15 protein-coding genes are annotated in these 14,113 nt (G+C 59.8%); 8 read left to right on the top strand and 7 right to left on the bottom strand.

The window, feature by feature from the left end:
* Positions 1-40: 40 nt before the first annotated feature.
* The 4 genes from rlmD to V6L79_RS09050 form a co-directional block, all read right to left on the bottom strand.
* Positions 41-1,393: a 23S rRNA (uracil(1939)-C(5))-methyltransferase RlmD gene (gene rlmD, locus V6L79_RS09065; protein ID WP_261741266.1), complete on the bottom strand. Its 1,353-nt coding sequence runs from the start codon at positions 1,391-1,393 to the stop codon at positions 41-43.
* Positions 1,393-2,295 carry a cysteine synthase CysM gene (gene cysM, locus V6L79_RS09060; protein WP_261741265.1) on the bottom strand — a complete coding sequence of 301 codons (903 nt, stop codon included), beginning with the start codon at positions 2,293-2,295 and terminating at the stop codon, positions 1,393-1,395. Before cysM ends, rlmD begins: the two co-directional genes overlap by 1 nt.
* Before the next feature lie 216 nt (positions 2,296-2,511).
* Entirely contained in the window at positions 2,512-3,873 is a 1,362-nt protein-coding gene (locus V6L79_RS09055) for a sensor histidine kinase (protein WP_261741264.1), read from the bottom strand.
* Positions 3,863-4,591, bottom strand: coding sequence for a response regulator transcription factor (locus tag V6L79_RS09050; protein ID WP_261741263.1), 729 nt, complete (start codon positions 4,589-4,591; stop codon positions 3,863-3,865). The genes V6L79_RS09055 and V6L79_RS09050 overlap by 11 nt, the downstream gene beginning before the upstream one ends.
* Positions 4,592-4,792: 201 nt before the next feature.
* On the opposite strand from V6L79_RS09050, the gene V6L79_RS09045 reads away from it, so the two are divergent.
* From V6L79_RS09045 to V6L79_RS09030, 4 genes are read left to right on the top strand one after another with little or no spacing between them, the layout of a single operon-like run.
* The gene (locus V6L79_RS09045; protein WP_261741262.1) at positions 4,793-7,558 is read left to right on the top strand and encodes a response regulator; all 2,766 of its coding nucleotides are present in this window, start codon (positions 4,793-4,795) and stop codon (positions 7,556-7,558) included.
* Between the two features lie 57 nt (positions 7,559-7,615).
* On the top strand, positions 7,616-8,605 hold the full coding sequence (locus tag V6L79_RS09040; protein WP_338580108.1) for a 2-hydroxyacid dehydrogenase: 990 nt from the start codon (positions 7,616-7,618) through the stop codon (positions 8,603-8,605).
* 51 nt (positions 8,606-8,656) lie between these two features.
* The gene (locus tag V6L79_RS09035) at positions 8,657-9,094 is read left to right on the top strand and encodes a hypothetical protein (protein WP_261741260.1); all 438 of its coding nucleotides are present in this window, start codon (positions 8,657-8,659) and stop codon (positions 9,092-9,094) included.
* Positions 9,091-9,495 (top strand): META domain-containing protein, encoded by a 405-nt coding sequence (locus V6L79_RS09030; RefSeq protein WP_338580107.1) that lies wholly within the window; start codon positions 9,091-9,093, stop codon positions 9,493-9,495. Before V6L79_RS09035 ends, V6L79_RS09030 begins: the two co-directional genes overlap by 4 nt.
* A gap of 90 nt (positions 9,496-9,585) precedes the next feature.
* Here V6L79_RS09030 and V6L79_RS09025 read toward each other — a convergent pair whose 3' ends face one another.
* Positions 9,586-10,050, bottom strand: coding sequence for a TlpA disulfide reductase family protein (locus V6L79_RS09025; protein ID WP_261741258.1), 465 nt, complete (start codon positions 10,048-10,050; stop codon positions 9,586-9,588).
* Between the two features lie 126 nt (positions 10,051-10,176).
* Between V6L79_RS09025 and arsC the strand changes: the two genes are divergently transcribed.
* From arsC to V6L79_RS09010, 3 genes are read left to right on the top strand one after another with little or no spacing between them, the layout of a single operon-like run.
* A complete protein-coding gene (arsC, locus tag V6L79_RS09020) occupies positions 10,177-10,530 on the top strand; it encodes an arsenate reductase (glutaredoxin) (RefSeq protein WP_321835945.1) in 354 nt (117 codons plus the stop codon).
* Entirely contained in the window at positions 10,527-11,132 is a 606-nt protein-coding gene (gene wrbA / locus V6L79_RS09015; protein ID WP_261741256.1) for an NAD(P)H:quinone oxidoreductase, read from the top strand. The genes arsC and wrbA overlap by 4 nt, the downstream gene beginning before the upstream one ends.
* Positions 11,125-11,538, top strand: a complete 414-nt coding sequence (locus V6L79_RS09010; RefSeq protein ID WP_261741255.1) for a DUF2069 domain-containing protein — start codon at positions 11,125-11,127, stop codon at positions 11,536-11,538. Before wrbA ends, V6L79_RS09010 begins: the two co-directional genes overlap by 8 nt.
* Before the next feature lie 80 nt (positions 11,539-11,618).
* Here V6L79_RS09010 and V6L79_RS09005 read toward each other — a convergent pair whose 3' ends face one another.
* Both V6L79_RS09005 and ttcA read right to left on the bottom strand, forming a co-directional pair.
* Positions 11,619-12,290, bottom strand: a complete 672-nt coding sequence (locus V6L79_RS09005) for a DNA-3-methyladenine glycosylase I (protein WP_338580106.1) — start codon at positions 12,288-12,290, stop codon at positions 11,619-11,621.
* Between the two features lie 19 nt (positions 12,291-12,309).
* Positions 12,310-13,134, bottom strand: coding sequence for a tRNA 2-thiocytidine(32) synthetase TtcA (gene ttcA, locus V6L79_RS09000; RefSeq protein ID WP_261741253.1), 825 nt, complete (start codon positions 13,132-13,134; stop codon positions 12,310-12,312).
* A gap of 267 nt (positions 13,135-13,401) precedes the next feature.
* Between ttcA and V6L79_RS08995 the strand changes: the two genes are divergently transcribed.
* Complete coding sequence (locus V6L79_RS08995; RefSeq protein WP_261741252.1) at positions 13,402-14,004, top strand: Yip1 family protein; 603 nt, start codon at positions 13,402-13,404, stop codon at positions 14,002-14,004.
* The last annotated feature ends 109 nt before the right edge of the window (positions 14,005-14,113 follow it).

The following is a 14,113-nucleotide window of genomic DNA, read 5'->3' as shown; positions in this document are numbered from 1 at the left end:
ACTGCGCGGGTTGCGGGCCCGTCGAAATAGACAGACCGTCCTAGTCTGCTTCAAATAACGCCATCGCCTCGACATGCGCGGTTTGCGGAAACATATCGAGAATTCCGGCACGTTTTAACCGGTAACCCTGTTTCATCAACTCAACCGTGTCGCGCGCCAGCGTGGCCGGGTTGCACGACACATACACCAAACGTTTGGCCCCCAGGCCAGACAGCTTGCGCACCACTTCATAGGCGCCGTCGCGGGGCGGGTCGAGAAGCACGGCACAAAAACCCTCTTTGGCCCAGGCTGCATCTACCAGCGGCTGCGACAAGTCAGCCTGAAAAAACGCTGCATTATGCAGGTTGTTACTGACCGCGTTTTGCGCTGCGCGTTCGACCATGGTCGCAATACCTTCCACGGCCACCACTTCACGCACCTGTTGCGCCAGTGGTAATGCGAAGTTACCCAGCCCACAGAACAAGTCAAGAATCCGTTCGTCAGCTTGTGGTGCAAGCCACTTAATTGCTTGAGCCACCATGGCTTCATTGACGCCAGCATTGACCTGAACAAAATCACCGGGACGATACGCCAGCCCCAGATTCCACTGCTCCAATCGGTAACCCAGGGTCTGAGTCAAATCGACCGGCTGTGGCTCGCCTTCGCCATGCAGCCACAGTTGGGCATCATGGGTACGGCAAAAATCCTGCAAGACCTTCATGTCGGCATCGGTGAGCGGTGCCATGTGCCGCAGCAAAACCGCAATCGCTGAACCGCTGAACAACTCCACATGGCCCAGGGCCTTGGGGTTGCCCAGTTGCCGCAACATGGCGGGCAGCCCCGTCATGATAGGTTGCAAGGCCTGTACCAGGACCAAACAGTGATCAATCGCCACGATATCCTGGCTACCGGCGGCTCGGAAACCCACTTCAAGATGCTTGGCCCGCGCATCCCAACGCACGGCAATACGCGCCCGGCGGCGGTAGCCAAACTCGGGGCCGGTCAGGGGCGGCGCCCACTCTTGAGGTTCGACACCCGCCACACGAGACAGCTGCTCGGCCAACATGCGCTGTTTCAGTGCAAGCTGCTCCTCATGGGGCAAATGCTGCACGCTGCAACCGCCACACTTGCCCGCATGGGCACAGGGCGCCACGCGCCGCATGTCGCTGGCCTTGAACACTCGCTCGGTTCGGGCTTCTACGATTTTGCCGTGAGCGCCCAATACCCGCGCTTCAACTTCTTCACCGGCCAGTGCCCCCGACACAAACCAGGTACGCCCTTCAATAAAGGCAATACCCCGGCCGTCGTTGGCCAAACGCTCGATGTTCAAACGCTGTTTTTTGCCCGCAGGCACTTGCGCAGCCTTGGTGCCGCCAGCAGGCTGGAAGCGCAGGCCTCTCTCTTGCTTGGCCATCAGTTAGGCGCATCGTAAATGCCGGTCGACAGATAACGGTCGCCACGGTCACAAATGATCGCGACCATCACCGCGTTTTCGACTTCCTGGTTAAGGCGCAGCATGGCTGCCACCGCCCCGCCCGAGGACACACCACAGAAGATGCCTTCTTCACGGGCCAGGCGCCGGGTGACGTCTTCGGCTTCGCGCTGGGCCATATCAACGATGCGGTCAACGCGGTCGGCTTGATAGATTTTCGGCAGGTACTCGGTCGGCCAGCGGCGGATACCCGGAATGGCAGCACCTTCCATCGGCTGCAAACCGACGATCTGCACGCCCGGGTTCTGCTCCTTGAGGTAGCGCGACACACCCATGATGGTACCGGTGGTGCCCATCGAGCTGATGAAGTGGGTGATCGTACCGTTGGTCTGACGCCAGATTTCCGGACCGGTGCCGGTGTAGTGCGCCTCAGGGTTATCACCGTTGGCGAACTGATCGAGCACGATGCCCAGGCCTTCGGCCTGCATCTTGTCGGCCAGGTCGCGAGCGCCTTCCATGCCCTCTTCCTGACTGACCAGAATCAACTCGGCGCCATAGGCAGTCATGGCTGCCTTGCGTTCGGCGCTGGAATTGTCAGGCATGATCAAGATCATCTTGTAGCCCTTGATCGCTGCAGCCATGGCCAGTGCAATCCCGGTATTGCCCGAGGTGGCTTCGATCAGGGTATCGCCGGCCTGGATCTGACCGCGCCCTTCAGCGCGAGCAATCATCGACAGAGCCGGGCGGTCCTTGACCGAGCCTGCAGGGTTATTCCCTTCGAGCTTGAGCAACAAGGTATTGGTGGTGTTTCCTGCCAGGCGCTGCAAGCGCACCAGAGGCGTGTTGCCGACGCAATCGGCGATAGTTGGGTACTGCAATGTCATGGCGTATTCGCAATCCAGACCGCGGGGCCGCACATCATACCGACAAACGCCGACAGCCCATATCACGCAAAGTACGAAGCTTATGGCTAAAAGCTATAAGGACACCCTTAGCTCCCTTGTAGATACTCTGTAGCCGCTGCCGAAGGCTGCGATGGGTTGCGCAGCAGCCCCTGAAGCAGAAGGTCCTGCAGACCTTATCGCAGCCTACGGCAGCGGCTACAGAGGCAACTTTACCGGCAGCCGGATATGCACCCGCAACCCTGCCCCGTGGTTCTCGGCCCACAAACTTCCGCCTTGCAACCGCAACGCATTGCGCGCAATGCTCAAACCCAGGCCAAAGCCACCATCGCCAGGGCGTGAACCATCAAGGCGGGTAAAAGGCGCAAAAATCCGCTCCAGCTCTTCAGGCGCCACGCCACCACCCTGATCATCGAGCCATAGGTGCCACATGTCGCCTTCGCGCTGCCCGCCAAGACTGACAATACCCTCGGGCGGCGAATGCCGGATGGCATTGCGCAGGATGTTCTCCAGGGCCTGGGCCAGGCTATTAAGGTGCCCACGCACCCAGCATTGCTCATCGACAAGGCAGGGCAACCTCGATTGCGGCCAGCCGCTTTCGAAACGGGCATTTTCAGTCAACATCTCCCACAGCGCCTGTACCTGAATGTCCTCGACCGGCAACGGCCCGCGCTCGGCATCCAGCCAGGCCAATTGCAGGGTGTCTTCAACCAGCCGCTGCATGCCGTCAACTTCACGGCTCAAGCGCTCACGCAGGGCCTCGAGGTCTTGCTCGCTGTCACATGCCACCCGCAGTCGGCTCAAGGGCGTGCGCAGTTCATGGGACAGATCGCGGAGCAATTGCTGTTGCTGGCTCACGGTGCTTTGCAAGCGCTCGGACATTTGATCGAAGGCACGGGCCAGTTCGCCTAGCTCATCCTGACGGCTGGTGGTCTGGCTCGACAGCCGGGCCCCCAACTGATCGGCCCGCCAAGCGTTGGCCTGCTCGCGCAAATGGTTCAGCGGCACGATCAGTACGCGGTACAGGCCCACGCACAGCAGTAACGTCAGCAAGCCGGGAATCACGCCGTTTGTAACGATCCGCCAGAGTACTTGTGAACGCCCCGGCATAAAGCGCTGCGGCAATTCGATCACCAGGCTGCCCGCCGATGGATCCTTGGGAAATGGCACCTTGATCCACGGGCGGGCCGTCTTGATATGGCTGATGGGCCAGTCCAGACCGCGCAAAAATGTCAAACGCTCACTTTCACGATCATTCAGCGGGTAGCTGCTAAGCGATTGCAAATCCTGGCCAATCACTCCGACCCAGCCGGGTTCCTTGTGCCCCATCGCCTGTAGCCACTGATCGACCCCCGTTTGCTGGCCGGTCTCCCAGGCGCGTTCAGCCTCACCGGCATAGCGCACCAGCGTGCCGTGGGCCTGCTCGGATAAAAACCCGGTGCGTTTGTCCATGTAGCGGCCCCAGGACCAACTGAGCCAAATCATCAACAGACAGAAGACCACCAGCAAACATGCCAGCTTCCAGAACACCGATTTTTTGCCGGGCACCTTACAGGGCATCGCTGGCGCTCAAGACATAGCCCTTGCCCCACACGGTACGCACTTCACGCTGGTGGTAGCCGATGGTTTTGAGTTTTCGCCGGATCTGGCTGATATGCATGTCCAGGCTACGATCATGGGCTGCATAGCCGCGTTGCAGCACCTGCTGATAGAGAAACGCCTTGCTCAACACTTCGTCGGCATTACGTTGCAGGGTATCGAACAGGCGGTATTCGCTGCGGGTAAACCCGGCCCATTGCTCGCCACAGCGCACATCGCACGCATCTTCGTCGAACAGCAGCCCGCTGTCGGCCGGCGGTTGATCCTCCGGAACCCGGGCACCAGGCATACGGTCCAGGGCCACGCGACGCAGGATGGCCTGGATGCGCACCCGCAGCTCAGCCATGCTGAACGGCTTGGGCAGGTAGTCATCGGCCCCCAGCTGGAAGCCGCTGATGCGGTCGGCCTCGGCGCCCAGCGCGGACATCAGGATCACCGGCAAGGCGTGGGTCTGGCGCAATTGCGTCAGCACCTGCAAGCCATTCATGCCGGGCAGCAGGATATCCATCAGCACCACATCAAAGTGCTCTTGGCGGGCACGGGTCAACCCCTCCTGGCCGTTCTGGCACCAGATTACGTCAAACCCGCTGCGCACCAACTGCTCTTGCAGATAGGCGCCCAAAATGGGGTCGTCTTCAATAGCCAGAAGGCGCGAGGGGCTAACAGCTACGGGATTCATTAGCGTCTGCAAGTAATTCTCAATCATTGATTATTCAAGATTGAGCCACTGCGGGCAACCCGCACGGACTTTAGCGGGACCGATAATCGAAAATTGATGGCAAATTTTCAAAGATTTGCCAGGCACCAAGTGGCTACACTGCCACCTGGCCTGAACGGAATGCCCGGGTCACTCTTAAAAAATGCAGGGCTGGAGAGTTGCGTGCTTAAAAACCTCGGTATCAAAGGCCGCGTATTGCTGCTTACGTTATTGCCCGTCAGCTTGATGGCAAGCGTACTCGGTGGCTACTTCACCTGGCTGCAACAGTCCGAACTGCAATCCCAGTTGCTGCAGCGCGGCGAAATGATTGCCGAGCAACTCGCCCCGCTGGTGGCTCCGGCCATGGGTCGCCATGACACCGCATTGCTGGCCCGTATCGCCACCGAATCCCTCGAGCAGCAGGACGTTCGGGCCGTAGCGTTCCTCAATGCCAACCACGAGCCGCTCGCCCATGCCGGGCCGATCATGCTAAATCAGGCACCGCTGGGCAGCAGCACGCATCTGCAACAGCGTACCGACTACGATGCCACGCGCTATCTACTGCCGGTATTTGGCCGCCATCGCAACCTGGCCGGCGATGTGATCCCCAACGAAGCGCACCGCCTGCTGGGCTGGGTCGAGCTGGAGCTGTCCCACAACGGCATGTTGCTGCGCAGCTATCGCAACCTGTTCGCCAGCTTGCTGCTGATTGTTACCGGACTGGTGCTGACCACCCTGCTGGCACTGCGCATGAGCCGCACCATCAATGCACCTCTGGGCCAAATCAAACAGGCCGTGGCGCAGCTCAAGGACGGCCACCTTGAAACCCGTTTGCCACCACTGGGTAGTCACGAGCTGGACGAGTTGGCGTCGGGGATCAACCGCATGGCCGAAACCCTGCACAATGCCCAGGAAGAACTGCAACACAGCGTCGATCAGGCCACCGAAGATGTACGGCAAAACCTTGAGACCATTGAAATCCAAAACCTGGAGCTCGACCTGGCGCGCAAGGAGGCCCTTGAAGCCAGCCGTATAAAGTCCGAGTTTCTGGCTAATATGAGCCACGAAATCCGCACCCCGCTCAATGGCATCCTTGGCTTTACCCATTTATTGCAAAAAAGCGAACTGACCCCGCGCCAGTTCGACTACTTGAACACCATTGAAAAATCGGCCGATAACCTGCTCGGAATCATCAACGAGATTCTCGATTTTTCGAAAATCGAGGCCGGCAAGCTGGTGCTCGACACGATCCCGTTCAACCTGCGTGACCTGTTGCAAGACACCCTGACCATCCTCGCACCCTCGGCCCACGACAAAGGGCTGGAACTGGTCAGCCTGGTCTATCGCGATACGCCGCTGTCGCTGATCGGCGACCCGTTGCGGCTCAGGCAAATCCTCACCAACCTGGTCAACAACGCCATCAAGTTCACCCGCGAAGGCACCATCGCTGTGCGCGCCATGCTTGAAGACCAGGACGAAAACGAAACCGATGGCAGCGTGCAACTGCGCATCAGCGTGCAGGACACCGGCATCGGCCTCACCGCCCAGGACATCCGGGCACTGTTCCAGGCCTTCAGCCAGGCTGACAATTCACTGTCGCGCCAACCCGGCGGGACCGGGCTGGGGCTGGTGATTTCCAAGCGGCTGGTGGAACAGATGGGCGGTGAAATCGGCGTAGAAAGCACGCCCGGTGAAGGTTCGGTGTTCTGGATCAGCGTGCGACTGCCCAAAGCCCGCGATGATGTCGAAGACTTGCCCTGCGCGCCATTGCTGGGCCGCCGTGTAGCAATTCTGGAAAAACACGATCTGGCCCGCCAGGCCCTGCACCACCAACTGGAAGACTGCGGGCTGGAAGTCACGCCCTGCACCACCCTCGAAAACCTCACCAACTGCGTGACCGGCGCCCATCAGACCTCCCTGGCGATAGACCTGGCGGTGATCGGCGTCACGGCCAATGACACGCCGCCCGAGCGTCTCAACCAGCACATTTGGGACCTTGAACACATGGGCTGCAAGGTACTGGTGCTGTGCCCGACCACCGAGCAGGGGTTGTTTAACACCGTAGTCACCGCCCCCCACGGCCAGCTTCAGGCCAAGCCCGCCTGCACGCGCAAATTGCGCCGGGCCCTGGCCGATCTGGTCAGCCCCCGACAAGCCCGGGCCGAACCCGGTGAACCACTGGCCAGCCGCGCCCCGCGAATCTTGTGTGTCGATGACAACCCGGCCAACCTGCTGCTGGTACAAACCCTGCTTGAAGGCATGGGCGCCAAAGTAACCGCCGCAGACAGTGGCTACTGCGCAATTGAAGCGGTCAAGACGCAAGACTTCGACCTGGTACTGATGGACGTACAAATGCCCGGCATGGACGGGCGCGAAACCACCGAAGTCCTGCGCCAGTGGGAAAGCGAGCGCCAGTGCACACCGCTGCCGGTGGTCGCGCTGACGGCCCACGCCATGGCCAACGAAAAACGTGCCCTGCTGCAAAGCGGTATGGACGATTACCTGACCAAGCCGATCAGCGAACGTCAACTGGCCCAAGTGGTGTTGAAGTGGACCGGGTTGGCCTTGCGCAATCAAGTCAGCGAAAACCACCACGAACCGGTCCGCAACAACGCGCAATTGCCTGTGCTCGATCACGAAGAAGGCTTGCGCCTGGCCGCTGGCAAGCCGGATTTGGCCATCGATATGCTCGCCATGCTGCTGGCCTCGCTGGAAGCTGACCGCGACGCCATCCAGCAGGCGCGCAACGCAAAAGATAACAACGCGCTGATTGAGCGCGTGCACCGGTTGCACGGCGCCACGCGCTACTGCGGCGTCCCGCAATTGCGGGCGGCCTGCCAGCGCAGTGAAACCCTGCTCAAACAGGCAAGCCCTAACGCCAGCGCGGCCCTTGAAGAACTGGACGTGGCCATCATACGCCTGGCCAAGGAAGCGCGCAGTAGCGCATAAAACAAACACATGCCCGCTCTCACAGACGGTCTGTGTACACCCACCAAGGAAGACCCCATGCGCACAATCCTTTTCAGCAGCCAGACCTACGACCGCGACAGCTTCGCCGCCGCCGAACAACCTGACGGTAACGAGCTGCACTTCCAGCCGGCGCGCCTGACCTTAGACACCGCGGCGCTGGCCCATGATTACGAAGTGGTCTGCCCGTTTATCAATGACGACCTGAGCGCTCCAGTACTGGAGCAACTGGCCGCAGGCCGCACACGACTGATTGCCCTGCGCTCGGCCGGCTACAACCATGTTGATCTGCCAGCGGCCAAACGCCTGGGTTTGAGCGTGGTGCGCGTGCCTGCATACTCCCCGCACGCCGTCGCAGAACATGCCGTGGCTTTGATTCTTGCGCTTAACCGACGCCTGCACCGTGCCTACAACCGCACTCGCGAAGGCGATTTCACCCTCCACGGGCTGACCGGCTTTGATCTGGTGGGCAAAACCGTGGGCGTGGTCGGCACCGGTCAGATCGGCGCCACTTTTGGCAAAATCATGGCCGGTTTCGGCTGCAAGCTGCTGTGCTTTGATCCATACCCAAACGCCGAACTGCTGGCTCTGGGCGCTCGATATGTGAGCTTGCCCGAGTTGCTGGCCGAGTCGTACATCATCTCCCTGCACTGCCCGTTGACCGCAGACAACAAGCACCTGATCAACGCCACCAGCCTCGCCACCCTCAAACACGGCGCCATGCTGATCAACACCGGACGTGGCGCACTGGTCGACACTCCAGCGCTGATCGAAGCGCTGAAAAGCGGCCAATTGGGCTATTTGGGGCTGGATGTATACGAGGAAGAAGCGCAGCTGTTCTTCGAAGACCGCTCCGATCTACCCTTGCAGGATGATGTGCTGGCGCGGCTGCTGACCTTCCCCAATGTGATCATCACCGCCCATCAGGCATTTCTGACCCGTGAAGCGCTGAGTGCGATTGCCACCACTACTCTGAGCAATATCGCGGCCTGGAAAAACGGTACGGCGCAAAACCTGATCGAAGGTTGATCCTGGACTTTGATATCTGCGTGCTAGCATAGCGGCTTACTTGGAGGACCCATGGTCGAACACGATTTTCGCTACAGCCTGCTTAACCCGCAGCACACCCTGATTGAATGCCGCGCTCTGGCGCCAGGCCTGTATCAAGTCACCGGCAACGGTGGTTCGATTCAAGCCGGTGACGTGCTGATTGTCACCCTCAAAGGCAGCAAGACCCTGTCCATGCGCCTGAGCGTCGACAAGGTCCGCCACCTGATCAACCCGCGTGGCCAGTGGGTTGCCGTGACCAAAGGTCCGGTTTTCGGCGAGTTGGCGATTCACGAGTGGCAGGTCAACTGTGACACGTGCGCCAAAGAGTTGAAGTTCGAGTTTGCGGTCGACGCAAAACTGGGTACCAAGGCGCAAAAACCGGCAGCCTCGGCGCGTATTGCCGAATTGGGCTGGAGCACTGAAGGCAGCAAGCACGTGTGCCCGCAATGCCAAAAGGCCGCGCCATGAAACGCCTGATCCTGCTGGCTGTGCTAGGCGCAAGCCTGGCGGGCTGTGCGGGTGATCCGGTGAAGTTGCAGCAGAACCAAACCTACGTCCTGGAGTGGATCGGCGAACGTCCGTTGATCGACAGCAGCCACCTGACCGTGACCCTGGACGATGCTGGCCGGGCCTATGGCAGTGGTGGTTGCAATCACTGGTTCGCGCCTTACACCCTGGACGGCGACAAGCTGACCTTTGGTGGCGTGGGCAGCACCCGCAAAGCCTGCGCCCCGGCGCTGATGGAGCAGGAGCATCGGTTCTTCGAAGCACTGCAGACCGTACAACGCTGGGACATCTCGCCGGTTGAGCAGATGCGTTTCTGGCCAACTGAAGGCAAGCCGCTACGGCTGTGGCCAGAAGAAGGCTGATACACCGCGGCGCCTGAATCGCGGGCAAGCCCGCTCCCACATGATTAGCGCAGAACGCTGTGGGAGCGGGCTTGCCCGCGATGGCATCACTCAAACCCCCTTCAATTCCTTGATCTTGGCCAACACCCCGGCCGCCGTCTGCTCACCCATCAAGGTCGCACGTACCTTGCCCTTGTCATCAATGATGTAAGTCACCGGCAATGCTTCGCTGCGCGGCAGATCGAACACTTCAGCCGGATCCTGCGCCAGCACGGTAAAGGTGATACCCAGCGCACTGCTCGCGTCACTCAGTTCCTTGCCCTGCAAACCATCGAAATTAACCCCGAACACCCCAACCGACTGCCCTTGCAGCTGTTTTTCCAACGCGTTGAGCTCAGGGATTTCTATGCGGCACGGCCCGCACCACTCCGCCCAGTAGTTGATGACCTTCCATTGCTTATCCAGACGCTCGGAGGCGATCTTCTGTCCGTGTTGATCGACCCCATAATCATTTCCGCAGCCAGCCAACAATAACGTGGCAGTGACGGCAGCTACTGCCATGAGTCGCTTTAACATGTGTTGATCCTTCTCGATGAATACATACAAAAAGCCATCAGCGAGCGGCCATTTACCGCATACGGTTCAGGCGCGCCCGTCAGGCGGGTAGAATAGCCGCCACCTTACGCAAGATGCGACCCGCACATGACCGATCTGACGCTTTATCACAACCCGCGCTGCTCGAAATCGCGCGGTGCGCTTGAACTGCTCGAAGCCCGAGGCCTGACCCCCACGGTGGTGCGCTACCTCGAAACGCCCCTGGACGCCGCGCAACTGCGCGAGCTGCTGGCCAAGCTAACTATCAGCGCACGGCAATTGCTGCGCACGGGTGAAGACGAGTACAAAGCCCTCAACCTGGCGGATACCAGCCTTAGCGAAGCACAGCTGATCGACGCAATGGCTGCGCACCCCAAGCTGATCGAGCGGCCGATCCTGGTCGTAGGCGACAAGGCCGTGATTGGCCGCCCACCGGAAAAAGTCCTGGAGATCCTGCCGTGAGCGCGCCTTACATTCTGGTTCTGTATTACAGCCGCAACGGCTCGACCAGTGAGATGGCCCGGCAAATTGCCCGTGGCATCGAGCAAGGCGGCCTTGAGGCGCGCCTGCGTACCGTGCCCGCCATCTCCACCGAATGCGAAGCCGTGGCCCCCGCCATTCCGGATCAAGGCGCCATGTACGCCAGCCTCGACGACTTGAAAAACTGTTCGGGACTGGCCTTGGGCAGCCCGACACGCTTCGGCAATATGGCCGCGCCACTTAAATACTTTCTGGATGGCACCAGCACGCTCTGGCTAACGGGCTCGCTGGTCGGCAAACCGGCTGGCGTGTTCACCTCCACCGCCAGCCTGCACGGCGGCCAGGAAAGTACCCTGCTGTCGATGCTCCTGCCGTTGATGCACCACGGCATGCTGGTCACCGGCCTGCCCTACAGCGAGACGTCCTTGCTGCACACCACGGCGGGCGGTACGCCTTATGGACCGAGCCATCATGCGGGCGCCGATGGCAAACGCGGGCTGGACGAACACGAAGTGACCCTGTGCCGGGCTTTGGGTCAGCGTTTGGCCACTATCGCCCTGAAACTGGAGAACAACCGTGGCTAAAAAGCCAAAAGTGCTGCCGTCCATCGAGTGGCTGGAGCCACGGGTACGGCTGATGCGGGTGTTGAGCCTGGTGTGCTTCTTTGGTCTGATCGGCCTGTTATGCGCTTACTACCTGGTGTTTGCCGACCTGCATGGCGCACGCCCGTGGGTCATTCTGCTGATTGAACTGGTGCCGCTGATGCTGCTGGTGCCGGGCATGCTCAAAGGCAGCGCACGCGGGCACTCATTCACCTGCTACGTGGTCAACCTGTACCTGATCAAGGGGGCGCTGGCCGCGTTCGACCCGAACCGCCAAGTGTTCGGCATCCTGGAAATCGCCGCCAGCGTGGCAGTGTTTGTCAGTGCGATGCTGTTTGTGCGCTGGCGTTACCAGCTGGATCGGCGCCTGAAAGGCGAAGGCGCGTAACCTCCCCTGTAGCCGCTGCCGCAGGCTGCGATGGAGGCCCTTATCGCAGCCTGCGGCAGCGGCTACAGGGATTTGCGGTGTTAGTGATTCACCGTAAGCGCCAGCATCTGTGACAGCTGGCACATCGGCCGTCCACTTTCTGCGTGCCACTGGTTGAACGCGTTCTGCACGATCGCCAGGTCCCGCAGGCTGGTAGGTGCCTTGTCCACCAGCTTCTGCGCGCTCAACGCGGCCACCACGTCATAGCTGGGCACAAAGGTGTCCTTGCCGACCATGCGCAAAAAGCGCGGCGCCGACAAACCGCCCAACTGATGCCCATGTTTGGCCAGGTACTTCCACAACCCCACGATATCGGTCACCGGCCAATCCGCGATAAACGCACCAAAGCTGCCGTGCTCATGGGTAATGTCGAGCACCATCTGCGCATTGCGCGGCACGCTCTTGAGCTTGCCCAGGTGGCGAATGATCCGCGCATCCTGCATCAACCGCTCCAGATGCTCGGCCCCCATCAGCACCACTTTTTCAGGATCAAAGCCAAAGAACACCTCTTCAAACACTGGCCACTTGGCATCGACCACACTGTGCTTGAGCCCGGCTCGAAAAACGCGCAGGGCCAGGGTCGACAGGTAGCGATCATCGCTGATATGGCGCAATTGCTCCGCAGCTTTCGGGACGGGTAACTGGGCTTCCAATGCGGCTGACGAACCAAAGCGATTCAAACAGTATTCGTGCAGCCATTTGTAGTCGCGCATGCCCTCTCCTCTCGGCAATTTACAGGTTGAGCAGATTGACGAATCGCGACGCGGCGGTTTCGTCGATCTTCAGGCTCGCGAAATCAAACAGGTTACGGTCCGCCAACTGCGACGGCATCACATTTTGCAAGCTGCGAAAGATACTCTCGGTGCGGCCCGGCGTCTTGCGGTCCCACTCTTTGAGCATGTCCTTGACCACCTGGCGCTGCAGGTTTTCCTGCGAACCGCACAAGTTACAAGGAATGATCGGGAACTGCTGCCAGTCGGAGTAGGCCTGAATGTCCATCTCGTTGCAGTACGCCAGCGGACGGATCACCACATTGCGCCCGTCATCGGAACGCAGCTTGGGCGGCATTGCCTTGAGGGTGCCGTTGAAGAACATGTTAAGGAAAAAGGTTTCAATGATGTCATCGCGGTGATGACCCAAGGCCATCTTGGTCGCGCCGATTTTATCGGCAAAGGTGTACAAGGTGCCACGACGCAAGCGCGAGCACAGCGAGCAGGTGGTCTTGCCCTCGGGGATCAGCTCCTTGACCACCGAGTAGGTGTCCTTTTCAACAATGTGATATTCCACGCCCAGCGACTTGAGGTAGGCCGGCAGCACATCCTCGGGGAAGCCCGGCTGCTTTTGGTCCATGTTCACGGCAATGATCTCGAACTGGATCGGCGCGACCTTTTGCAGGTGCAGCAGCACATCGAGCAGCGTGTAGCTGTCCTTGCCGCCCGACAGGCACACCATCACCCTGTCACCGTGCTCAATCATCTTGAAGTCGGCCACAGCCTCACCGGTCAATCGACGCAGGCGTTTCTGGAGTTTGTTTTGAGAGACCGAAAGAGTGCCCATAGCGCTTCAATTCCGCGAGTTAAGACCAAAAGCCGCAGATTTTACCGAAAAAAACGCAACCAACGAACCCTTTGCCGCCTAAAGACGCCAATGCGATAAGCCCGTATCTGACAGCACAATATGCTCTAAAGGGCCAGTTCTATTGTCTGACAGGTTTCCTATACTTGCGTTTAAGGCCGCATGCCTGCCTGGTTGTTCATACGTTCTGGCTGCGCGACCGGCACGCGTCCCACTGGGGGCGATGCGTCTCATACAGGAGCGACAGCCATGATCCATCACGTAGTGGGCCTTTTCACCCACCCCGATCAAGAGTGGCGCGAGATCCGTTCTGATGCAGAAGAAAGCATCGGCCATATGTACTTCACTCACACGCTGATCCTGGCTGCGATTCCGGCCATTTCTGCGTTTATTGGCACGACCCAGGTGGGCTGGGTCATCGGTAATCGCGCACCGGTGATGCTGACCCTCGACAGCGCTTTGTGGATGACCCTGATGTCATACATCGCAATGCTTGCGGGCGTCGCGGTAATGGGCACGTTTGTCCACTGGATGGCCCGTACTTACGATGCCCAACCCAGCCTTCAGCGTTGCGTGGCCTTTGCCACCTATACCGCTACACCGCTGTTTATTGGCGGGCTGGCGGCGCTGTATCCGCATATGTGGCTGGGTATGGTGGTAGGCACCGCAGCCATTTGCTACACGGTGTATTTGCTGTATGTCGGCTTGCCGACCTTTATGAGCATCGATCCGGATGAAGGCTTTCTGTTTTCAAGTTCGGTGCTGGCAGTAGGCCTGGTGGTTCTGGTGGCGATCATGGCGTTTACCGTGATTGTCTGGGGCCTGGGCGTAGGGCCGGTGTATACCAATTAGCAGGCACTACCTGTAGCCGCTGCCGCAGGCTGCGATGGGTCGCGCAGCGGCCCTGATTTTTGAAGGTCCTTCGACCCTTATGGCAGCCTGCGGCAGCGGCTACAGGTTT

This window comes from Pseudomonas sp. ML2-2023-6 (genome assembly GCF_037055265.1).
GTDB lineage: Bacteria > Pseudomonadota > Gammaproteobacteria > Pseudomonadales > Pseudomonadaceae > Aquipseudomonas > Aquipseudomonas kulmbachensis.
Note: the sequence above shows the minus strand (reverse complement) of the source record. Positions and strands in the feature narration are given on the sequence as shown.

Bases quoted from the DNA above. Each gene is read 5' to 3' on its own strand.
- rlmD (WP_261741266.1), bottom strand. From the start codon at position 1,393: ATGGCCAAGCAAGAGAGAGGCCTGCGCTTCCAGCCTGCTGGCGGCACC.
- V6L79_RS09025 (WP_261741258.1), bottom strand. From the start codon at position 10,050: ATGTTAAAGCGACTCATGGCAGTAGCTGCCGTCACTGCCACGTTATTG.
- V6L79_RS09055 (WP_261741264.1), bottom strand. From the start codon at position 3,873: ATGCCCTGTAAGGTGCCCGGCAAAAAATCGGTGTTCTGGAAGCTGGCA.
- V6L79_RS09040 (WP_338580108.1), top strand. From the start codon at position 7,616: ATGCGCACAATCCTTTTCAGCAGCCAGACCTACGACCGCGACAGCTTC.
- V6L79_RS09030 (WP_338580107.1), top strand. From the start codon at position 9,091: ATGAAACGCCTGATCCTGCTGGCTGTGCTAGGCGCAAGCCTGGCGGGC.
- ttcA (WP_261741253.1), bottom strand. From the start codon at position 13,134: ATGGGCACTCTTTCGGTCTCTCAAAACAAACTCCAGAAACGCCTGCGT.
- V6L79_RS09005 (WP_338580106.1), bottom strand. From the start codon at position 12,290: ATGCGCGACTACAAATGGCTGCACGAATACTGTTTGAATCGCTTTGGT.
- V6L79_RS09035 (WP_261741260.1), top strand. From the start codon at position 8,657: ATGGTCGAACACGATTTTCGCTACAGCCTGCTTAACCCGCAGCACACC.
- V6L79_RS08995 (WP_261741252.1), top strand. From the start codon at position 13,402: ATGATCCATCACGTAGTGGGCCTTTTCACCCACCCCGATCAAGAGTGG.
- V6L79_RS09050 (WP_261741263.1), bottom strand. From the start codon at position 4,591: ATGAATCCCGTAGCTGTTAGCCCCTCGCGCCTTCTGGCTATTGAAGAC.
- arsC (WP_321835945.1), top strand. From the start codon at position 10,177: ATGACCGATCTGACGCTTTATCACAACCCGCGCTGCTCGAAATCGCGC.
- cysM (WP_261741265.1), bottom strand. From the start codon at position 2,295: ATGACATTGCAGTACCCAACTATCGCCGATTGCGTCGGCAACACGCCT.